This window comes from Agreia sp. Leaf283 (assembly GCF_001422485.1).
GTDB lineage: Bacteria > Actinomycetota > Actinomycetes > Actinomycetales > Microbacteriaceae > Agreia.
Map to the genome: position 1 here is coordinate 126,555 of NZ_LMNF01000003.1, position 20,265 is coordinate 146,819.

The following is a 20,265-nucleotide window of genomic DNA, read 5'->3' on the forward strand; positions in this document are numbered from 1 at the left end:
GGAGGTTCGTCGGGCGGCTAGCGCTGCTCGACGAACTTTCCGTCGATGATGTAGCCCGACACGGCGACGGCGCCCTGCGGCACAGGCGACGGATCGATCGGCTCGACCACCTGGTCTGACGGCTTATGGGTCAGGCTGCGCGCGCCGGCGCCGTGGTTCTGGGACATGCGGTCGATGAGCGCGAGTGCGATGGCCGAGATGATGAAGACGGTGTGGATGATGACCTGCCAGAAGACGCCCTCGCCCGTGTAGACATCGCCTGTGAGGCTCTCCTCCTCGGTATCGCTGCGTGGGTCGCCGAGATCGCCGACTTCGATGAACGTCTTGAGCAAGTGGATCGACGAGATGCCGATGATGGCCATGGCCAGCTTGACCTTGAGCACATTCGCGTTGACGTGCGAGAGCCACTCCGGCTGGTCGGGGTGGCCCTCGATGTCGATCTTCGAGACGAAGGTCTCGTAGCCACCGATGATGACCATGATCAGCAGGTTCGCGATCATCACCACGTCGATGAGTCCGAGCACCGAGAGCATGATCACCGATTCCTCGATGTGCAGCGGGTCTTTCATCACGGTCTCGATGAGGTGCACGAGCTCGATCACGAAGACCACGACGTAGACCAGCTGCGCGATGATCAGGCCCAGGTAGAGGGGTGCCTGCAGCCAACGGCTGAAGAAGATGAGGTAGCCGACCGACTTGACCCACGCGGTCTGCGGTCGGTACTGGCGTTGCTGGGACGGACTCTGCTGGGACGGGGTGGCGGTGGTCTGCGGGCTGCTGGCCAAGGGGGTCTCCTGAATATCGGTCTGGGCGGAAGCATAGCGTCAGCATCCTGTAACATCGCCTGAAGAAGGGGAGTATCCCACCTTCATCGCAGTCGTCAGTACGATCCCCACCGCCGCGGGTCCGTTGCGGTGGCGTGACCGGCCCGGCCGGAGTCGCGCGGGAGAGACTTTCGGACGCTCGGCGTACCCGCCATCCCGAAAGGTCACACTCCCTCACATGCCTGCCACGCTCAACCTCCCGGTCTGGTTCGAAGTCGGATCCCTCGTCATCCTGACGCTGATCCTCGTCGTCGACCTTCTGCTCGTGCTCAAGCGGCCGCACATCCCCTCGGCCAAGGAGTCGACGCTCTGGGTGGTGTTCTACGTCGGCCTCGCGCTGGTGTTCGCGCTGCTGATGCTGATCTTCGCCGACGGCGAGCATGCCGGACAGTTCCTGGCGGGCTGGCTCACCGAGTACAGCCTCTCGATCGACAACCTGTTCGTCTTCATCATCATCATGGCGCGGTTCAAGGTGCCGAAGAAGCTGCAGCAGGAGGCCCTGATGGTGGGCATCCTGATCGCGCTCGTGCTTCGGGGCATCTTCATCCTCCTCGGCGCGCAGCTCATCGAGAACTTCAGCTGGATCTTCTACATCTTCGGAGCCTTTCTTCTCTACACGGCCTGGCAGCAGGCGTTCTCGAAGCACGACGACGCCGACGACGGCGAGAGCCGGCTCATCCGCTACCTGCGCCGCCACATCTCCATCTCGAACGACTTCGACGGCGCGAAGGTGCGCACCCGCGTCGACGGCAAGAAGATCTTCACGCCGATGCTCATCGTCTTCATCGCCCTGGGCTCCACCGACCTGCTGTTCGCCCTCGATTCGATCCCGGCGATCTTCGGCATCACCACGAGCCCGTTCATCGTCTTCACCGCCAACGTCTTCGCCCTCATGGGCCTGCGCCAGCTGTACTTCCTGCTCGGCGGGCTCCTCGAGAAGCTCATCTACCTGCACTACGGAATCGCCTTCATCCTCGCCTTCATCGGCTTCAAGCTGGTGGCGCACGCGCTGCACGAGAACGAGCTGCCCTTCATCAACGGCGGCGAGCACATCGAGTGGGCTCCCGACATCTCCACCTGGACCTCGCTCGCGGTCATCATCGGCTCGATGGCCGTGGCCACCATCGCGAGCCTCATCGCCATGCGCCGCGAGGGTCGTCGATCGGATGCCGCACCGGCGGGTGCGCCGGTCGCCGGTCCGGCGGGCACGGCTCCGACACGGGTCGTCGACGCTCCTGTCGACGCCGTCGATGAGAAGTCCGATACGGGCGGCGCGCCGCGCGCCTGACCGTATCCGTCGGGAATGCCCGGGAGGATCGCGGGTGTTACCCTAGACGGATGCTGTCTGGTCGACTTCTTCTTGGTTGCCGCGACGAGTCCTCGTTCTAAGGCCTCACCTCGTCGCGGAGTGTGTCATGGGCTCTCGCAAGCAGATTCGTAAGAGAAGGCATCACTCATGAGCAATGCAGAAGCACCCGTCGCGAAACGCGGCAAGACCCTGGCCGAGAAGGTCTGGGAGGATCATCTGGTCGTCAAGGGCGAAGACGGCACCCCCGACCTCATCTACATCGACCTGCACCTGGTGCACGAGGTTACGAGCCCCCAGGCGTTCGACGGACTGCGCGTCGCCGGTCGCCCCGTGCGTCGGCCCGACCTCACCATCGCGACCGAAGACCACAACACCCCCACGGCGGGCATCGACCGCCCCATCGCCGACCTGACCAGCCGCACGCAGATCGAGACGCTGCGTCGAAATGCCAAGGAATTCGGCATCCGGCTGCACTCGCTCGGCGACGTCGAGCAGGGCATCGTGCACGTCGTCGGACCGCAGCTCGGCCTCACCATGCCCGGCATCACGGTGGTGTGCGGTGACTCGCACACGAGCACGCACGGCGCGTTCGGGGCGATGGCGTTCGGCATCGGCACCAGCGAGGTCGAGCACGTCATGGCCACGCAGACGCTGCCGCTCAAGGCGTTCAAGACGATGGCCATCACGGTCGAGGGCGAACTGCGCCCGGGAGTCACGGCGAAGGACATCATCCTGGCCGTGATCGCGAAGATCTCCACGGGCGGTGGCCAGGGCTACGTGCTCGAGTACCGCGGCTCCGCAATCCGCTCCCTCTCGATGGAGGGGCGCATGACGATCTGCAACATGTCGATCGAGGCGGGCGCACGCGCCGGCATGGTCGCGCCCGACGAGACCACCTTCGAGTACCTCAAAGGCCGTCCGCACGCCCCCGAGGGCGACGACTGGGACGCCGCCGTCGAGTACTGGAAGACGCTGCGCACCGACGACGACGCCGTCTTCGACGCCGAGGTCTTCCTCGATGCGAACGAGCTCGAGCCGTTCGTCACCTGGGGCACCAACCCCGGCCAGGGCGTCTCGCTCTCGCAGCCGGTGCCAGACCCCGCCACCATCATCGACCCCAACGAGCGGGCCGCCGCCGAGCGTGCGCTCGAGTACATGGCCCTCGACGCAGGAACTCCGATGAAGGAGATCGCGGTCGATACGGTCTTCATCGGTTCGTGCACCAACTCGCGCATCGAAGACCTGCGCGCCGCCGCCGACATCGTGCGCGGACGCACGAAGGCCGAGAACGTGCGCGTCATGGTCGTTCCGGGTTCAGCGCGAGTGCGCATCGAGGCCGAGGCCGAGGGGCTCGACAAGGTATTCAAAGACTTCGGTGCCGACTGGCGCTTCGCCGGCTGCTCGATGTGCCTCGGCATGAACCCCGACCAGCTCGCTCCGGGCGAGCGCTGCGCGTCGACGTCGAACCGCAACTTCGAGGGTCGCCAGGGCAAGGGCGGGCGCACGCACCTCGTGTCGCCGCTCGTCGCTGCGGCCACCGCCGTTCGCGGAACGCTGTCGAGTCCGTGGGATCTCGCCGTCGATGACGCGAGGCTGGTGGATGCTGGACCTTCGACGGGGTTCCCTTCGACAGGCTCAGGGAACGCGGGCTCAGGGAACGCGGGCTCAGGCAACGGGAGGGTTCTGTAATGGAGAAGGTATCCGTCATCACCGGAGTCGCCGTTCCGCTCGAGCGGTCGAACATCGACACCGACCAGATCATCCCCGCCGTATTCCTCAAGCGGGTGACCAAGACCGGCTTCGAAGACGCTCTCTTCTACGGCTGGCGTCAAGACCCGGAGTTCGTGCTCAACCAGGAGCCCTACAAGACGGGATCCGTGCTCGTCGCCGGACCCGACTTCGGAACGGGCTCGTCTCGTGAGCACGCCGTCTGGGCACTGCGAGACTACGGTTTCAAGGCCGTGCTCAGTGCGCGATTCGGCGACATCTTCCGGGGCAACTCGGGCAAGCAGGGGCTGCTCGCGGCCCAGCTCGCAGAGACCGACATCGAGAAGATCTGGGCGTTGATCGACGCCCAGCCCGGTCTCGAGGTCACGGTCGATCTTCCGGCGAAAACGGTGACCGCGGGGGCGCTCACCGTGCCGTTCGAGATCGATGATTACACTCGATGGAGGCTTCTCGAAGGCCTCGACGACATCGGGCTCACCCTGCGCGACGAAGCGCGAATCACGGAGTTCGAGGGCCGCCGCGAAGGCTGGCGTCCGAAGACTCTCCCCGTTAAATAACAGCAGTACAGGCGGTTACATCAGTGAATTCACTTCTTCAGGACGCACAAATGGCAGCACGCAGGGTCGGACTTCCGAGCGACACGATCGTGATCAACGGCGGTCGCCCCTTGCGCGGCACCATCGACGTGCGCGGGGCCAAGAACCTCGTGACGAAAGCGATGGTGGCGTCGCTCCTCGGCGACACCAAGAGCATCCTGCGCGACGTGCCCGACATCTCCGACGTGCACGTGGTCGCCAGCCTTCTCGAAGCGCACGGCGTCACGATCTCGGGCAGTGCCGAGACCGGCATCCTGATCTTCGACCCCAGCAACGTGGCCAGCGCCAACAGCGCCGAGATCGACGCGCTGTCGGGATCGAGCCGTATCCCCATCCTGTTCTGCGGGCCCCTGCTGCACCGTCTCGGCCACGCGTTCATCCCCGACCTCGGCGGCTGCCGCATCGGTGATCGGCCGATCGATTTCCACCTCGACGCCCTGCGCAAGTTCGGCGCCGTCGTCGACAAGCTTCCGAGCGGTATCGACATCTCCGCCCCGAACGGGCTGCACGGCGCCAAGATCGAGTTCGCCTACCCCAGCGTCGGAGCGACCGAGCAGGTTCTGCTCACGGCCGTGCGAGTGAAGGGCACCACCGAGCTCAAGAACGCGGCCATCGAGCCCGAGATCATGGATCTCATTGCGGTTCTGCAGAAGATGGGCGCGATCATCTCGGTCGAGCCCAACCGCGTGATCCTCATCGAGGGTGTCGACAGCCTCAAGGGCTACGACCACCGCGCGCTGTTCGACCGCAACGAGGCCGCCAGCTGGGCCTCGGCTGCCCTGGCCACCGGTGGAGATATCACCTGCAAGGGCGCGAAGCAGCAGGACATGATGACGTTCCTCAACGTCTTCCGCAAGATCGGCGGCGCGTTCGACATCGAAGACGACGGCATCCGGTTCTACCACCCGGGCGGCGACCTCAAGCCCGTGGTCATCGAGACCGACGTGCACCCCGGCTTCATGACCGACTGGCAGCAGCCGCTCATCATCGCGCTGACTCAGGCCATCGGCACGTCGATCGTGCACGAGACCGTCTACGAAGACCGCTTCGGGTTCACCGACGCCCTCGTCGAGATGGGCGCCAACATCCAGGTGCACAAGCATGGACTCGAGGGGGGCGAGCGACGTGTTCCTCGTCGTCCGCTCGAGCAGGCCGCTGTCATCACCGGCCCCACGAAGCTGCACGGCAGCGAGATCGTCGTTCCCGACCTGCGTGGCGGCTTCAGCCACCTCATCGCGGCCCTGACCGCCGACGGCCGGTCGACCGTCAGCAACGTGGGGCTCATCGGTCGTGGCTACGGAGACTTCGTGGCCAAGCTCGAGAAGCTCGGAGCTGACTTCTCCTTCGAGGTGTGACCGTGGCAGGCCAGCCGTCTGAGAAGACCATCGGTTTTCGAGCACTGGCCGTGGTGCTCGTGCCCTTTCTGTCGAGCATCGCGAAGATCGAGTTCACCGACCCGCAGAAGCTGCCGCGCATCGGCGCGTTCGTGCTCTCGCCGAACCACTACAGCAATATCGACCCGGTCATCATGGGCTGGTCGATCTGGAAGCTCGGCCGTGCGCCCCGCTTCCTGGCGAAGGCCTCCCTATTCAGGGTGCCCGTCGTCGGGGCGGTGCTGCGCGGCACCGGCCAGATCCCCGTCGAGAGGGCCGGATCCGTTCGAGGCAGCGAGCCGCTGAAGGCCGCCCACGAATTGGCCGACAAGGGCAACGCCGTCATCATCTATCCGGAGGGAACACTGACTCGCGATCCGCAGATCTGGCCCATGAAGGGCAAGACCGGGGCGGTGCGCATGGCGCTGGAGCAGAACCTGCCTCTCATTCCTGCCGCCCACTGGGGCACCCAGGCCGTCATGGGGCGTTACTCCAACAAGATCAGCCTCTTTCCTCGCAAGACCATCAAGGTCGCGTTCGGCGATCCCGTCGACCTCGACGAGTTCCGTGGCAAGCCGATCAACTCGGCTCTGTTGACGGCCGCGACCGAACTCGTGATGGCCGACATCACTGCGCTGCTCGAAGGGCTGCGCGGAGAGACCGCCCCCGTGGAACGGTGGAATCCCGCCGCGCACAACCAGAAGGAGACCGGTCGTTTTGAGTAGGACCAGGCCCGTGGCGGTCGTCCCTCCCCGTCGCCGCGTGACCGTGCTCGGCGCAGGAAGCTGGGGCACGACCTTCGCCAAGATCCTTGCAGACGGCGGCAGCGACGTGACCCTGTGGGCGCGACGCCCCGAACTCGCACGCGAGATCAGCGAGGCCAAGCGCAACAGCGACTACCTCCCCGGCATCAACCTTCCGCCGGCGGTCACGGCCACGTCGAGCCTCGCCGACGCCCTCGCGGGTGCCGAGATGGTGTTCGTCTCGATTCCCAGCCAGAGCCTGCGCGAGAACCTCGCGGCTATCCGGCCCCTCCTGCCGAGCGACGCCCTCGTGATCAGCCTCATGAAGGGCGTGGAGAAGAAATCCGGCCTGCGCATGAGCGAGGTGATCGAGCTGGGACTGGAGATCGACCGCGATCGCATCGCCGTCGCATCCGGACCCAACCTCGCGCTCGAGATCGCCAAGGAGCAGCCGACGGCGGCCGTGATCTCATCGCAGAGCCTCGAAACCGCGCAGCGCGTGGCGATGGTGGCGAGCAACCGCTACTTCAGGTCGTTCGTGAACACCGACGTCATCGGCACCGAGTTCGGCGGCGTGCTCAAGAACCTCATCGCGGTGGCCATCGGCATCGTCGACGGCGTGGGCTACGGCGAGAACACGAAGGCCTCGATCATCACCCGCGGCCTCGCCGAGATGACCGACTTCGCCGTGGCGTATGGAGCCCACCCCGACACACTCTCGGGTCTGGCCGGGCTCGGCGACCTCATCGCCACCAGCAGTTCATCGCTGTCGCGCAACAACACGGCCGGCCGACTTCTCGGCCAGGGATACAGCTTCGCCGACGTGGTGAAGAGCATGCAGCAGACGGCCGAGGGTCTCGCCTCGGTCGCGCCGATCCTCGAGCTGGCGGCTGCCAAAGGCGTGGACATGCCCATCGTGAAACAGGTCAGCGAGGTGCTGGCCGGTACGCTGAATCCCCGGGACATAGCTCCCCACCTGACGACGGACTCGGACGAGCCGCAGGGCGAAAGGACTATCGATGGCCGGAAAAACAGTGGTGGCTCTGCTTTTTGGGGGTCGTTCAAGCGAGCACTCCATCAGCTGCGCGACGGCGGGCGGGGTTCTTCACGCGATTGACCGCGACCGGTTCGAGGTCATTCCCATCGGCATCACCGGCGAGGGATCGTTCGTTCTCGAAGACGACGACTCCGCCAAGTTCGCGATCGACGCCGAGGCCATGCCCCGTGTGCGTGACAACGGCACACGCATCCGCTGGCCAGACAGGGCGGGCGACCGCACGCTGACCGTCGAGCTCGCCGACGGCAGCTCGCGCAGCCTCGGCGAGGTGGATGTCGTGTTCCCCATTCTGCACGGACGTTTCGGCGAAGACGGCACGGTTCAGGGCATGCTCGAACTGCTCGGGCTGCCGTTCGTGGGATCGGGCGTTCTCGCCTCGGCCCTCGGCATGGACAAGCACTTCACGAAGACCGTCCTGCTGCAGGCCGGCATCGCCGTCGCCCCGTGGACGACGGTGACCGCGCGTGAGTGGGCGCATGCCCCGGCAGGAGTCGCGGAGCGTGCCTCCAGCCTCGGGCTGCCGGCCTTCGTCAAGCCCGCTCGGGCCGGCTCGTCTGTCGGCGTCAGCCGTGTCACGGACTGGTCGCAGCTCGCCGAGGCGATGGAGATCGCTCTCGCCGAAGACAACAAGGTTCTGATCGAAGAGGGCATCGTGGGCCGAGAGGTCGAGTGCGGCGTGCTCGAGGGTCGCGACGGCGGCCCCACTCGGGTGTCGGTTGCGGGCGAGGTCGTGATGACAGACAGGGCCTTCTACGACTTCGATGCGAAGTACCTCGACGCCCCGGGCATCGAGCTGGTGTGCCCGGCTCCGATGAGCGACGAGGAGCTCGCCACGATGCAGAGCATCGCGGCAACGGCGTTCGAGGCCATCGGCGGGGCCGGACTCGCCCGCGTCGACTTCTTCCTCACCGAGAACGGCTTCGTCGTCAACGAGCTCAACACGATGCCCGGCTTCACGCCGATCTCGATGTTCCCGGCATGCTGGATCGCATCGGGCCTGAGCTACCCGCAGCTCATCGACGAACTCATCGACCTGGCGCTGCCGACCGCGGCCTGAGCGCTCGTTCCCTGAGCGCGCGTTCGCTGAGCGCGCGTTCCCTGAGCCTGTCGAAGGGCCCTTTCGACAAGCTCAGGGAACGGAACGGCCCCTTCGACAAGCTCAGGGAACGGGGCGCCTACGCCTCGCCCGGGAGGGCCTTGCGGATGACCAGACGCGTCCAGGCGCCGACGAAGATGCGGTCGCCGTCGTGCACCTCGCGCCGCTGCCCGGGTTGGATGGCGTCGGTCGGCAACTCTTCGCCGGCGGCTCCCACGAAGGTGCCGTTCGACGATTGCAGGTCTTCGACCCACCAGCGCTGCCCGTCGGTGTTGAGTTGGCAGTGCCGCCTGGAGACGCCGCTGTCGGAACCGCAGTCGATCTGCGGGTGAATGTCGCGGGAGACCGAGGTGCGCCCCACCAGGAGGCTGCTCTGCTTCAGCACGACGATCTCGGGGAGGCCGCCCGACGGCAGCGGGTCGTCGGACTTCTGCGCGGCGTACCACTCGGGGTCGATCCAGACCTCGGCGACCCACACGGTGTCGCCCTCGATGGTCGACGCGGCCGGAGACGAGGAGACGGGGCCGGTTGCGGCCTCGGGTTCGGGAGAGGCCGCTCCGGCGGGCTCGACCGTGGGCTGGCCCTCGATGGCTGGTGCCTCGACATAGCCGGGATCGTTGCTCGCCTCGTGCTTGCCGAGATCGTTCTCCTCGATGTCGAGACTCGACACCGGGGCGATGACGGGAACGACGGCCGGTGCGTTCGGCACGGGCGCCGGAGCCGTGAGCGGGGCCGCGAATCCCGGCGCGTCGGGGTCTGGCTCGGGCAGGGAACCCGTGGTGAAGTCGTATCCGCAGTTCTCGCAGAACAGCGCGTCGGGCAGGTTCGGGAACGAGCAGTTCGGGCACGTGATCGGCTCACCCGAGCCCGAGCCCGAGCCCGACGACGGAGTCGATGCGGAGGCGGCCACAGGCGCTGCCGGCGCGGGCGCAGCCGCGGCCATCGGCGTTCCGCAGACGTCGCAGTAGTCGGTCGATTCCGACGAGTGTCCGTTGGGGCAGAGGGTCATTTGCGCACCCGCGTCGTCTTCGTCGAAGCGGTGTCGAGGGCCATCTCGTCGAGCTTCGCGACGTCGCGCCGCAGCCGCACGGTGCCCTCGTTCGCGTCGTCGATCTCCACGACCTTGCGCAGCTTGGCGGTGGCCTCGTCGTTTCCGGTCTCTGCGGCGAGCTGCACCGCGCGGCCGAGCTTGACGGTGGCGGTCGCGGCGTCGCCGGCGGCCTTGGCCGCGAGGCCGTCCTGGATGGCGGAGGCGAGCTCGGTCTGGCCCGTGTAGTGCGCCACGGCCGGATCGATGCGCGCCGTCAGCGCGTCGTCGTTCGACCAGCGCGCCTTCACGAGACCGGATGCGACGACCTCGTCGCGCACGGTGAGCTGAACCCGCGCGGCGAGCTGCTCCGAGCCGACCGGCTTCGAGGCGACCCGAACGGCCACGTGGTAGTCGCGCGACTCGTCGCCCCACGAGCCCGTGGGGTACGACCCCGTGAGCGGATTCACCATCGTCTTGCGCGTGGTGAGGTCTTCGACGGTGGGTGCCACCTGGCGCACGAACAGCACCTCGGAGCCCTGGGGTGCCCACACCCGCAGATCGGCCGAGGCCACCCCGCGGCCCATCGACTGCTTGATGATGCTCTCGAAGTCCGCGGCCATGTCTGCCGGCTTGGCGATGAGGTCGACGGTGCCGAGCAGCGCCGTGGCGATCTGGCGCAGCTCGTCGACCTGCCAGCGAGAACCGACACCGCGGGCGTCGCACTGGAAGACTCCGGTGGCGTTGTAGATGGCTTGGCTGAGCGCCTGCGCCGACTCGTGCTCGTTCTTGCCGTCTGTCAGAAGGATCGCGTGGCGCTGCGTGGCCTGCGGGGTGGCCTGGAAGAGTTCACGGGCCAGCGTCAGCCAAGTTCCCATCGCCGTTCCGCCCGAGGGCTGGAAGGCGGCGATCGCCTGCTTCGCTGCGGCGCGCGCGCCCGGCTCCATCTGGACCATGGGGAGGCGTGCGTTCGGGTAGGGGAACGCGCGGGCTGCCGTGTCGGTGCCCGAGATCACGGCGAACCAGGTGCCGTCGAGAATCTGGTCGACCGCGACGGAGGCCGCGTGCTTGGCCGCGCCCAGGTTCTCGCCGGTCATCGAGCCCGAGGTGTCGACGATGATGATCTCACCCGCCGCCATGCCCTGACCCTGGCCCGCCTGGCCTGCGCCGGCGACCGTGACGGTCACGATGGCGTGAACGTCTGTGGCCCCGTCTGAGAGGAATTCATTCTGGAAAACGCTGGCGGTGAACTCTGCCATGGGAGACTCCTCTATCTGTCACAGATCAGGCCGGCTGGGCCGGTGTAGGTACAACGCTATCGAATCGAGCGAGCGCGGCGGTGATGTTGTCCTGTCCACCCTGCTCATTGGCCCAGTCGACGAGAGCCGACGCGACCTGCACGGGGTTGGTGCCGACCGACCCGACGACCCGGTGCACGAGTTCGGAGAGGTCGTCGGCGTCTGAGCAGTAGTTCCACAGACCGTCGGAGCAGACGAGGATCCAGCCGGCACCCGTGGGATACGTGGGAACGACGTGGGGCACCTCGTCGGGGGAGTCGGCACCGAGCCATCGGGTGATCGAGTGCGCCTGCGGGGCACTCTCGGCCTGCTGGCGCGACATGCCGTGGGCCATCATCTCCTGTGACCACGAGTCGTCGGTGGTGAGCTGTCGCGACTTTCCCTCGTCGGCGATCCAGTAGACGCGGCTGTCGCCGACCTGGCCGACCACGACGAGGGGACCATCGATGACGGCGGCGGAGAACGTGCACGATGGCGGATTGGTTCGTGCCGCCAGCTCGCCGATCGCCTCGTAGATCGCGGCGCTCGCGCGTTCGCCGGCCTCCAGCATGCGGCCCGACCATCGAGCCTGCGCATACTCGTCGTCGTGGCCGTCGGCCAGGTCTGTCAGACGACCCGCCTCGAGGATGGCTGTGGCCGCTCGCGCTGCTGCGAGGCTCGCCTTGTCGGAGCCGGGCGTCGATGAGACGCCGTCGCAGACGACCAGCACAGCGAACTCGCCGACCTGCGGGTCTGCCGCCAGCGCCATCGCGTCTTCGTTGATCTCGTGTCGGATGCCGCGGTCGCACACGCCGCCGACCCAGGCCGCGGGGGCCTCCTGCCAGTGATCGCGCTCGCTCTGGGCCGGTTTGCCGCACAGCTCGCAGTATCCGTCGTCGGCGATGCTGCCGCCACAGTAGACGCACGCCCGCCGCGGAGCCGCGGTGGAGGACGTGGCCTCGTCGGGTTCGGCCTGCGCGTCGTCGGCGGCGTCGGGGTCTGCGCTCACCTCGACCAGTTCGCCGAGCTGGGTGCCGCACTCCTCGCAGAACTTCGCGTCGGGATCGTTGACGGTGGCGCAGGCGGGGCAGGCGATGAGCGCCGCGGCGACCGGAGCCTCGGCAAGGGGCTCCGCTGCAGCAGGGGCCGGAGCCTCGTCCGAGCCCGTCAAAGTGGACTCCGGCTGAGGCGATGCGGGAGCGATGGGCGGTGACGTCTCGGCGATCTCGGCGATCTCGGCGATCTCGTCGGGGGCGTCGCTCACGACAGGGTCCATCGGCGAACGCTGTTGGCCTCGTCGACGAGGTGCACGCGCTCCGCAGGGTTCTCGGTGAGGCTCGCGAGCTCGCGGTAGGCCCGTTCGAGACCGTCGCGCAGCGGACCCTCCTGGGCCGGAATGCCTCCGACTCGCGCATCGGTGGACGGCCCCTGATCACGCACGACGGCAAGGGCGGATGCGAGGACGCTCGCCGTGAGCTCGACCCGCGACCGTGAATCGATCGAGACCGTGGCGACACTGTCGAGCGCGGCGGCCAGCGACGGCAGCCCGCGATTCGACGTGGCCAGCAGCTCGGCGCGGCGACGGCGGGCGTCGACATACGAGCTGCGGGTGGGCGTGACGAGGTCGAGCGCCTTGAGCGCCCCGTCGAGGTCGCCGAACTGCTCACGGATGCGGGCGAGCCCGAACGCCGCGGCGGCGGTGTAGTTCGCGTCGGAGCGTGCACAGATGATGTAGAGGCTCTCGGCGATCTCGGGCTCGCCGCTGGCCTCACAGGCGGCGGCAAGGGCGAGCTTCGGCGCGAGCTCACCGGGAACCTGGCCGTAGACGGTGTTGAACGAGGCGCGGGCCGACCGGGCATCGCCCTTCGCCAGCTCGGCGAGGCCGGCGAGCCACACCGCGCGCCACTCCCACGGGTCCTCCGTGAGGATCTCGCTCATGACCGCGTCGACGGCCGGGAAGTTGCCCGACTCGATCGCCGCCCGGGCCCGGGCGAGACGGATCTCGACGGTGACGTTCGGCGCGGACTCGAGCGCGATCAGGCGGGCGGCCGGGTCCTCCATGTTGACGCCGGCGAGCCAGCTGCGTGCGGGGTCCGACTCGTCGACCTTGAGGCCGGGGAGCGCGTCCCAGGGAAGGGGGCGATCCACGATGTCGGCGACCGGTGCCTCGAAGAGAACGGATGCCGCGGAGTGCAGCGCGGGGTGGCCCGGCCCGCGGTCGGTGGCCACGACCTCGCGCAGCACGCCCAGCAGCTGGGCGCGCAGCTCGTCGACCGAGGCGAAGCGATCCGACGGATCGAACGCGCACGCCTTGGCGAGCAGGCGGTAGAACGAGTCGTACTTCTGGAACACGGGGGTGTCCGCGACATCCGGCAGCGACGATACGAACGTGCTCTGGTTGCCGCGGAAGTCGAGCACCAGCGTGGCGAGGGTGCGGCCGATCGTGTAGACGTCGGATGCGACGGAGGGGCCCAGGTCGGGAACCTCGGGCGCCTGGAACCCGACGGTTCCGAAGATCGCCGAGGTCTGGTCGTCGACACGGCGCACGCCGCCGAGGTCGATCAGCTTCACCGTGTCGCCGACCTGGATCATGTTGTCGGGCTTGAAGTCGCAGAACAGCAGGTTGATGTCGTGCAGGTACTGGAAGGCGGGCAGGATCTCGAGCACGTAGGCGAGGGCCTGGTCGACGGGCAACGGGTCGACGACCCCGTTGTTCGCCTTCATGCGGTCTTTGAGGATCACCTTGAGCGACGGGCCGCCCACGTACTCCATCACGATGTAGCCGGCGCCGTTGAACATCACGAAGTTGTAGATCTCGACGATCAGCGGGTGCTCGACCTCGGCCAGGAACTGACGCTCCGTGATCGCCGCGGCATAGGCATCCGGATCGCCCGAGTTGAGCAGACCCTTCAGCACGACCCAGCGGCCCGACACGTTCTGGTCGCGGGCGAGGTAGATCCAGCCGAGTCCACCGAAGGCCAGGCAGCCGACGACCTCGTACTGCCCGCCGACGACGTCGCCGGGCTTGAGCTGGGGGGTGAACGAGAACGGGGTGCGGCAGTTCGGGCAGAAGCCCTCGGTGCGGCCGGGCTTGTCGTCGCGGCCGCGACCCACCGGCTTGCCGCAGTTCGAGCAGAATCGCTTCGATTCGGGAAGCTCGGCGACCGCCATGACGGCCTTCAGCGGATCGGTCGGCGGCTCCGTGGGAACGGTGGTGAGCCCGGCTCCGAGCCGCGGACCGCGCAGGCGCGTCGACGTGGTGCCGAAGCGACGCGTGGCCTTCGATCCGGTCGCCGCGGTGCGCGCCGACCCGAGTGCGGCCGTGGCCAGCCGCGACGACGACGTGCGGCCCGTGCGGGTCGAGCCGGCCTGCGCGAAGTCGGCATCCGGCCCCGCCCCGGTCTGCGGGCCCGCCGCAAAACCGGTTCCCAGCTTCGCCGACGGCGACGCCGCGGCGGCCGTGCCGGTGCCGGAGGCGGGCGGAAGGGGAGTGGGCGATGCGGGCGAACCGCAGACGTTGCAGTACCCGTCTTCGATCACGCCCGTGCAGCCGGGCTGTTGGCAGTGCTGTACATCGGTCATGACGTGTAGCGTCCTTCCTGGCCTGTGCGCGGCGCGGATGCCGGCGGCAGGTCACGGGTGAGAAATTGGTACTGCTCGACGTAGAAGCGGGCGAGCCTCAGGTCGCAGGGCATGGCGTCGACGGCCTGCTTGGCCTCGATGTAGCCGGCGGCCACCGTGGGAGAAGCGGAACGGCCCGAGCTCTCGGCCTTCGCGTGATAGCCCGACAGTCGGTAGCGCAGCTCGGCGCGCTCGCGGAGCTGGCCCGCGTAGGCGTCTTCGACGGCCTCGAACGCGCGATTCACGAGCGCGAGGCGAGAGGTCCACGCGTCGAGGGCCGCTCGCGTCTGCGGCACGGGTCCGAGCTTCGAGACGTTGGGGATCGCGAGGCGCGGCGGATCGACGATCTCGCGGCGGCACCGCTCGGCCAGGGCGCGCAGCACGGGCTCGCGCCGCTCTGCCGCAGCCGCGTCGTCTGCGGCCTTGCGCGCATCCCGGGCGAGGTCGCGCTTCTGCGAGCTGGCGACGATGAGGTCGCGTTCCAGCCGCGCGGAGTCGTGCACCAGCTGGCCGAGCGGTCCTGTGACATCGGCGCCGCGGCCCGCCTTCTCGGCGAGCGCCTCGAGCCGGTTGCGCAGGGTCGAGACCCGCTGCGCGGCCTCGGGGTCGGATGCCGCCAGGTCGCGAGACCGCTCGAGTTCGGCGCGCAGGCCCACGATGCGTGCGGTGGTGCCGGCCGCGCGCGGGTCGAGGCTGAGCCGCGTCGTGAGCTGTGAGACGAGGGCGTCGGCGAGGCGCACGGCTTCGACGAGGGAGACGAGCTCTGCTCCGCCGCCGGAGTCGAGGCGGCCCCAGATGAGCTGGGACATCTTCTGGCGCGCGACAGTGTCGACGCGCCCACTGTCCCACACGCTCTCGAGGCTCTCGCGGCGTTTGCGCGTGGCCTCCCAGAGCGTCTCGGCGAGAACGATGTCGGAGGTGTAGGAATCGGGTTGCTCGGAGGCAAGCGCCGCCGCTCCGAGCCGATCGAGCTCTTTGCGCTGGCGGTCGACCCACTCGCCGAGGCCGGTGAGGTAGGTGAGCAGTTCGCCGGGGTCGATCGCCTCGCCGAGGCGCCCGGGAGCGAGCGGTGTGCTGTCGTTGGTGGTCATCGTCATCGCTGCTCCTCTCGGCTGCTCGTGGTGCGGGTGTGTCGGGTGCTGCGAGGCGTAGATCAGCGCCCGTAGACGGGAGCGGGCGGGGCCGGTGCCGGGCCGAGCACACCGAGCCACTTGTCGTAGAGGCTCGTCCAGGTGCCGTCGCTGCGCATGCGGTCGAGCACGCCGTTCACGAACTGCACCAGGTCGACCTTGTCGGCGGGCATTCCGAGTCCGTAGGGCTCGTCGCTGAACGCGTCGCCCACGACCTTGGCGTACGGGTCCTGGGCCGCGAATCCGGCGAGGATCGTGTCGTCGCCCGTGATCGCATCCACCTTGCCCTGCTGGAACAGCACGAGGCACTCGGTGTGCGTTGCGGCCGACACGGCCTCGACTCCGGGGAACTCGTCTTCGAGGCGTGTGAGGGTCGTGGTGCTGGCCGGCGCGCAGACCTTCTGGTCACCGAGGCCCTCGAGCTCTCTCAGTGACGTCGCTTCCGAGTCGCTGGCGACGAGCACCTTCTGGCCCGCACCGTAGTACTCGGTCGAGAACGCGATGGTCTCCCAGCGGGCGCAGTTGATGGTCATCGTGCGGGCGACGATGTCGACCTGCGTGTTGCCGGCGGCGTCGGGCGTGAGCACCTCGAGGCGCTGGGCAGAGGTGATGACCTTGAACTGCAGTTTGTTCGGGTCGCCGAAGATGGCACGCGAGATCTCGTGCAGCACATCGATGTCGAAGCCCTCGATCTGTCCGGTGAGCGGGTCGCGCGCACCCATGAGCAGGGTGTCGGCCGAGACGCCCACGCGGAGGACACCGTTGTTCCTGATGGTCTCCATCGTGCTGCCCGCGGGAATCGAGTCGGGCGAGATCGGCGAGTACGAGGGCTGAACCTCGCCGGGCACGTTCTCGCAGGTCGAGGCGGGTGCCGGCGCGCTCGGCGTCGTCTCGGTGGGCGTCGGCGTGGGGGTGAGCCCCAGGTCGTCGCTGCCCGAGCGAGGAGAGCAGGCGGTGAGCGCCAGCGTGCCCACGAGTGCCGCGATGAGCCCGATGCGAGCCGTGCGTGAACGGATGGCGCTCATCGGTACTCCTTGAGTCGAAGGGAGACGCCGCGCCAGGAGAGCACGGCGGCGGCGAGGCCGGTCACGAGGAAGATCCAGCCGAGCAGCGACGCGAGTGCGCCACCGCCGTCGAGGGCGTTCTGCGTGGCCGCAGAGCTCGACTCGATGTCGTCTTGGGCCGCCTCGCTGAACGAGTCGAACACAGCATTGGCGCTGCCGGGATCCTGACTGATCGCGAGCTCGACCGCGCCGTCCCAGTCGCCCGCATCGTCTTTCTCGCGGATCTCCTGGTGCTTCTCGACCCACGAGTCGAAGCCGTTGCCGAGGTCGTCGCTGATGAGGTAGTTCTTGCCGGTCGAGTCGAGTCGAGCCTGCGCGTCGGCGACGGCGGTCTGAACCTGGGCCTCGAGCGTCTGACCCGAACCGCGCTTGATGAGCGTGAAGCTCTCGAGCGACTTGGCCTCGGTGGCCGAGGTGTAGGCCTGCGAGATGGCGAGGGTCTTGGCGTAGGAGTTCTGCCGGGCCTCGATCGCGGCTCCGGCGGTATTCGAGAATGTGACCACGCCGAGGATGCCGACCGCGAGCATGGCGACGGCAGCGATGAGCAACGGCCAGTTGAGGTAGCGGTGGGAACGGCGGGTGATCCAGAGGTGAACCCAGATGAGCGCGACCAGGGCGACCAGGGCGATGACGAGCCACACCAGAGACACGGTCGTCGCGGTGAAGCTGCCGGCGGCCCTGTCTGCGCTCGCCAGCACCAGCGCCTCGAGCTGAGGCAGCGTGCTGTCGTTCAGCAGCGCCGAGGCCTGCGAGAGATAGGCGGCGCCGACGGGGAAGCCCTGGCGGTTGTTGGCGCGGGCCTGCTCGATGAGCCCGGTGTAGATCGCGACCTCGGAGTTGATCTGCGCGAAGTCGGTGTCGCCCGCCTTGTCGTCGGCGGCAAGGGTGGTGAGCGACTGGGTGGCGTCGTCGATCGCCGCATCGTACTCGGCACGCTGGTCAGCGGGTTCGAGGCCGCCGACGAGGAATGCGTTGGCCGCGATCGCGTCGGCTCTCACCAGGTCATTGCGAACAGACTGGATGCCGATCAGCTGCGCGGCCTCGGCGCTCGCGTCGGCCGTGGCCCGGGCCTGCGACGAGCCGGTCTGGAATCCGGCAACGCCGAACGCGAGGCTGGCGAGCACCGAGAGGGCGAGCAGCAGACGGAGCGTGGCCGGTGTGGACCGGGTCTTCTTTGCGGGAGCGGGAGCGGATGGCGCGGCCTGCGGCTGCACGGCGTTCGCGGGCTGGGCCGAGGCGTTCGCCTGCGGAAAGGCCTGGGGAACCGGCGGCGGGGGCGCGGCTGCGGTCGTGCTCATTCGGTGTCCTTCGACGTGGTCGGTTCTGCGCGGTCGTCTGAGGGGGAATCGTCTGTCTGATCAGTCTGCGGCACATCGACGAGAATCGGGTCGACCGCGGACGTGCCTTCGGCATCCGGCGTATCGCCGTCGTTCGAGTCGTTGAGGTCTTCGGCGACCAGCAGTCGCAGGTCGTCGAGCGTCGGCTCGGCGACGTCGCGCAGCCGCCAGGCGTGGCGGGCGATGGCCTTGTCGAGCAGATTGCGGGCGTAGCGGCCGTTGCCGAAGCCCTCGTCGCGGGGCTCGATCGAGACGATCTGCTCGAACCTCTCGAGAGCTTCCGGTGTGGCCTCGAAATCGGATGCCTCGGCGAGGCGCACGAAGATGTCGCGCAGCTCGGCGTCGCTGTAGTCCTGGAAGGTGATCGACGTCGAGAAGCGGCTCGCGAGCCCGGGGTTCGTCTCCATGAAGCCCTTCATCGGCTCCGGATAACCGGCCACGATCACCACGAGGTCGTCGCGGTGATCCTCCATGTCTTTGACGATGGTGGTGATCGCCTCGGCGCCGTACTGGTCGAGTGCCAGGCCGTAGGCCTCGTCGATGAAGAGCACCCCGCCGATCGCACCGGCGATGACCTCCGACGTCTTCGTGGCCGTCTGGCCGAGGTAGCCGCCCACCAGTTCGGAGCGGTCGACCTCGACGAGGTGGCCCTTCGACAGGATGCCGAGGGCCGCGTAGATGCCGGCGACAAGACGGGCGACGGTGGTCTTGCCCGTGCCCGGGTTGCCCAGGAATACGAGGTGCCGGGTGAGGGTCGGAGTCGTGAGACCGGCCGCCGTGCGCAGCTGATCGATGCGCAGCAGTTGGGTCTGCCTGTGGATCTCGCGCTTGACCCGGTCGAGACCGATCAGGCCGTCGAGCTCGGCGAGCAGCTCTTCGACCGTCTTCTTGGGCTTCTCCGGCTCGGCGGCCGCGGGCGGGGCCGAAGCCGGTGCCGGCTGCGTGGCCGTGGGTGAGCTCTGATCGGGCTCCGCAGGTGTGAGTCCTGCTCGACGGGCGAGCTCGGCCATCGTCGCGTCTCCGGGACGGGCGAAGTCGGGCTGCTCCGTAGTGAACTGCTCTGCCGTGTACGCGGAAGCAGAGGTCAGCGTCGTCGAGGGGAACAGCGTCGACTCCGTGCGGGAGATCGGCGGAAGGGACGGAGCCTGGCGGGCCCCGGCCAGCTGCGCCGCCGCCGTGGCGGAGGCAGCTCCGAGCACACCGATCGACGGTTCGCCGAGTTCGCTGGCCGCGGCGATCACCGCGGTGAGCGCCTTGGCATAGTCGCCCGCGTGCTGCGGCGACTCGCTGGCGAGGCTGCTCAGGAGATCGGTGGGGGAGGCGCGCCATCGCCGGGCGCTCGAGGCGGCCTCGAAGAAGTCGTCGGCGCTTGCTGCGCCGGTCGCGTCGACCCACTGCAGCGAGGCGCCGATCGCCGACTCGGCGACGGCCGCGGAGATACGCACGCCTTCGTCTCGTGCCGCGGCGGCATCGAGGCCGGCGTTGCTGGCCGCAGCGACGAGGGCATCGAGGGCCTGGCGCAGTTCGGTCGAGTCGGCAGATGTCATGGTGTCTTCGCTCAGCTCAGGGGTTCGGACGGAAGGGTCAGAGAGGTCGACGTCTGGAACTTCTCGGCCAGGAATTGGCCGTGCGCGACGAGAGCCGCGGCGTCGGCGCGGGAGACGGCATCCGAGATCTTGTCGAGCGTGGCGCCCAGCAGGTCGAGCTGGTCGCAGAGCAGCATCAGTGAGGTCTTGCCTTTGTACACGGCACGCCGGTCGGCGAAATCGCGGGGCAGCCGGAGGTAGCCGCCGACCGCCTCGGGCAGGTAGCTCGTGGCGGTGGACACCACCGTGTGGGCCTGTGCGCTGCCGCCGCCGAGCTGGTCGAGTCGCGGAACCATCACGGCGACAGTGTTGGCGATGCGATTGATGCGCGCCGTCACGATAGGCGGAACCTTGCCCGCCGTGTCGGCCTGCACGTCGGCGATCGACGACAGGATGTCGGCGCTCGTCGGGGCCGGAGGCAGTTCGAATTCGTATTCGCGCTCAGCAGTTCGCCCCGTCACGGAGTCGCGGAGGTTCTGCCAGAAGCCCATTGCGTG

At 68.1% G+C, this 20,265-nt stretch carries 17 protein-coding genes; 7 read left to right on the top strand and 10 right to left on the bottom strand.

Translation table 11 applies throughout. The features are described from left to right. Nucleotides 1-17: 17 nt before the first annotated feature. A complete protein-coding gene (locus tag ASF51_RS14235) occupies nt 18-785 on the bottom strand; it encodes a TIGR00645 family protein (RefSeq protein WP_082480067.1) in 768 nt (255 codons plus the stop codon). A gap of 217 nt (nt 786-1,002) precedes the next feature. Between ASF51_RS14235 and ASF51_RS14240 the strand changes: the two genes are divergently transcribed. The 7 genes from ASF51_RS14240 (at nt 1,003) to ASF51_RS14270 (ending at nt 8,687) form a co-directional block, all read left to right on the top strand. Beyond that, nucleotides 1,003-2,112 carry a TerC family protein gene (locus ASF51_RS14240; RefSeq protein WP_055931193.1) on the top strand — a complete coding sequence of 370 codons (1,110 nt, stop codon included), beginning with the start codon at nt 1,003-1,005 and terminating at the stop codon, nt 2,110-2,112. A 168-nt stretch (nt 2,113-2,280) separates the two neighbouring features. Next, nucleotides 2,281-3,822 (top strand): 3-isopropylmalate dehydratase large subunit, encoded by a 1,542-nt coding sequence (leuC, locus tag ASF51_RS14245; protein WP_082480070.1) that lies wholly within the window; start codon nt 2,281-2,283, stop codon nt 3,820-3,822. After that, the gene (gene leuD, locus ASF51_RS14250) at nt 3,822-4,418 is read left to right on the top strand and encodes a 3-isopropylmalate dehydratase small subunit (RefSeq protein WP_055931196.1); all 597 of its coding nucleotides are present in this window, start codon (nt 3,822-3,824) and stop codon (nt 4,416-4,418) included. The genes leuC and leuD overlap by 1 nt, the downstream gene beginning before the upstream one ends. Before the next feature lie 23 nt (nt 4,419-4,441). Continuing rightward, nucleotides 4,442-5,812 carry a UDP-N-acetylglucosamine 1-carboxyvinyltransferase gene (gene murA / locus ASF51_RS14255; RefSeq protein ID WP_055931200.1) on the top strand — a complete coding sequence of 457 codons (1,371 nt, stop codon included), beginning with the start codon at nt 4,442-4,444 and terminating at the stop codon, nt 5,810-5,812. A 2-nt stretch (nt 5,813-5,814) separates the two neighbouring features. After that, a complete protein-coding gene (locus ASF51_RS14260; protein ID WP_157412173.1) occupies nt 5,815-6,555 on the top strand; it encodes a 1-acyl-sn-glycerol-3-phosphate acyltransferase in 741 nt (246 codons plus the stop codon). Between the two features lie 10 nt (nt 6,556-6,565). Next, nucleotides 6,566-7,690 (top strand): NAD(P)H-dependent glycerol-3-phosphate dehydrogenase, encoded by a 1,125-nt coding sequence (locus tag ASF51_RS14265; protein WP_055931207.1) that lies wholly within the window; start codon nt 6,566-6,568, stop codon nt 7,688-7,690. After that, a complete protein-coding gene (locus ASF51_RS14270) occupies nt 7,593-8,687 on the top strand; it encodes a D-alanine--D-alanine ligase family protein (protein WP_055931210.1) in 1,095 nt (364 codons plus the stop codon). Before ASF51_RS14265 ends, ASF51_RS14270 begins: the two co-directional genes overlap by 98 nt. A gap of 118 nt (nt 8,688-8,805) precedes the next feature. Here ASF51_RS14270 and ASF51_RS14275 read toward each other — a convergent pair whose 3' ends face one another. The 9 genes from ASF51_RS14275 to ASF51_RS14315 are packed head-to-tail and all read right to left on the bottom strand — an operon-like array spanning nt 8,806 to nt 20,259. Further along, the gene (locus ASF51_RS14275) at nt 8,806-9,735 is read right to left on the bottom strand and encodes an FHA domain-containing protein (protein ID WP_055931213.1); all 930 of its coding nucleotides are present in this window, start codon (nt 9,733-9,735) and stop codon (nt 8,806-8,808) included. Continuing rightward, a complete protein-coding gene (locus ASF51_RS14280) occupies nt 9,732-11,012 on the bottom strand; it encodes a VWA domain-containing protein (protein WP_055931216.1) in 1,281 nt (426 codons plus the stop codon). Before ASF51_RS14280 ends, ASF51_RS14275 begins: the two co-directional genes overlap by 4 nt. Before the next feature lie 25 nt (nt 11,013-11,037). After that, the gene (locus tag ASF51_RS14285) at nt 11,038-12,294 is read right to left on the bottom strand and encodes a PP2C family serine/threonine-protein phosphatase (protein WP_235497266.1); all 1,257 of its coding nucleotides are present in this window, start codon (nt 12,292-12,294) and stop codon (nt 11,038-11,040) included. Continuing rightward, nucleotides 12,291-14,612, bottom strand: a complete 2,322-nt coding sequence (locus ASF51_RS14290) for a serine/threonine-protein kinase (RefSeq protein ID WP_055931219.1) — start codon at nt 14,610-14,612, stop codon at nt 12,291-12,293. The genes ASF51_RS14285 and ASF51_RS14290 overlap by 4 nt, the downstream gene beginning before the upstream one ends. Next, complete coding sequence (locus ASF51_RS14295) at nt 14,609-15,748, bottom strand: hypothetical protein (RefSeq protein ID WP_055931222.1); 1,140 nt, start codon at nt 15,746-15,748, stop codon at nt 14,609-14,611. Before ASF51_RS14295 ends, ASF51_RS14290 begins: the two co-directional genes overlap by 4 nt. A gap of 56 nt (nt 15,749-15,804) precedes the next feature. Continuing rightward, entirely contained in the window at nt 15,805-16,806 is a 1,002-nt protein-coding gene (locus tag ASF51_RS14300; RefSeq protein WP_055931224.1) for a glutamate ABC transporter substrate-binding protein, read from the bottom strand. Further along, on the bottom strand, nt 16,803-18,143 hold the full coding sequence (locus ASF51_RS14305) for a hypothetical protein (RefSeq protein WP_055931227.1): 1,341 nt from the start codon (nt 18,141-18,143) through the stop codon (nt 16,803-16,805). The genes ASF51_RS14300 and ASF51_RS14305 overlap by 4 nt, the downstream gene beginning before the upstream one ends. After that, complete coding sequence (locus tag ASF51_RS14310) at nt 18,140-19,729, bottom strand: AAA family ATPase (RefSeq protein WP_055931230.1); 1,590 nt, start codon at nt 19,727-19,729, stop codon at nt 18,140-18,142. Before ASF51_RS14310 ends, ASF51_RS14305 begins: the two co-directional genes overlap by 4 nt. An 11-nt stretch (nt 19,730-19,740) precedes the next feature. Continuing rightward, nucleotides 19,741-20,259: a hypothetical protein gene (locus ASF51_RS14315; protein WP_055931232.1), complete on the bottom strand. Its 519-nt coding sequence runs from the start codon at nt 20,257-20,259 to the stop codon at nt 19,741-19,743. Nucleotides 20,260-20,265: the final 6 nt, after the last annotated feature.

Bases quoted from the DNA above. Each gene is read 5' to 3' on its own strand.
- ASF51_RS14270 (WP_055931210.1), top strand. From the start codon at position 7,593: ATGGCCGGAAAAACAGTGGTGGCTCTGCTTTTTGGGGGTCGTTCAAGC.
- ASF51_RS14275 (WP_055931213.1), bottom strand. From the start codon at position 9,735: ATGACCCTCTGCCCCAACGGACACTCGTCGGAATCGACCGACTACTGC.
- ASF51_RS14300 (WP_055931224.1), bottom strand. From the start codon at position 16,806: ATGAGCGCCATCCGTTCACGCACGGCTCGCATCGGGCTCATCGCGGCA.
- leuD (WP_055931196.1), top strand. From the start codon at position 3,822: ATGGAGAAGGTATCCGTCATCACCGGAGTCGCCGTTCCGCTCGAGCGG.
- ASF51_RS14280 (WP_055931216.1), bottom strand. From the start codon at position 11,012: ATGGCAGAGTTCACCGCCAGCGTTTTCCAGAATGAATTCCTCTCAGAC.
- ASF51_RS14290 (WP_055931219.1), bottom strand. From the start codon at position 14,612: ATGACCGATGTACAGCACTGCCAACAGCCCGGCTGCACGGGCGTGATC.
- ASF51_RS14310 (WP_055931230.1), bottom strand. From the start codon at position 19,729: ATGACATCTGCCGACTCGACCGAACTGCGCCAGGCCCTCGATGCCCTC.
- ASF51_RS14240 (WP_055931193.1), top strand. From the start codon at position 1,003: ATGCCTGCCACGCTCAACCTCCCGGTCTGGTTCGAAGTCGGATCCCTC.
- ASF51_RS14295 (WP_055931222.1), bottom strand. From the start codon at position 15,748: ATGACGATGACCACCAACGACAGCACACCGCTCGCTCCCGGGCGCCTC.
- leuC (WP_082480070.1), top strand. From the start codon at position 2,281: ATGAGCAATGCAGAAGCACCCGTCGCGAAACGCGGCAAGACCCTGGCC.
- ASF51_RS14305 (WP_055931227.1), bottom strand. From the start codon at position 18,143: ATGAGCACGACCGCAGCCGCGCCCCCGCCGCCGGTTCCCCAGGCCTTT.
- ASF51_RS14315 (WP_055931232.1), bottom strand. From the start codon at position 20,259: ATGGGCTTCTGGCAGAACCTCCGCGACTCCGTGACGGGGCGAACTGCT.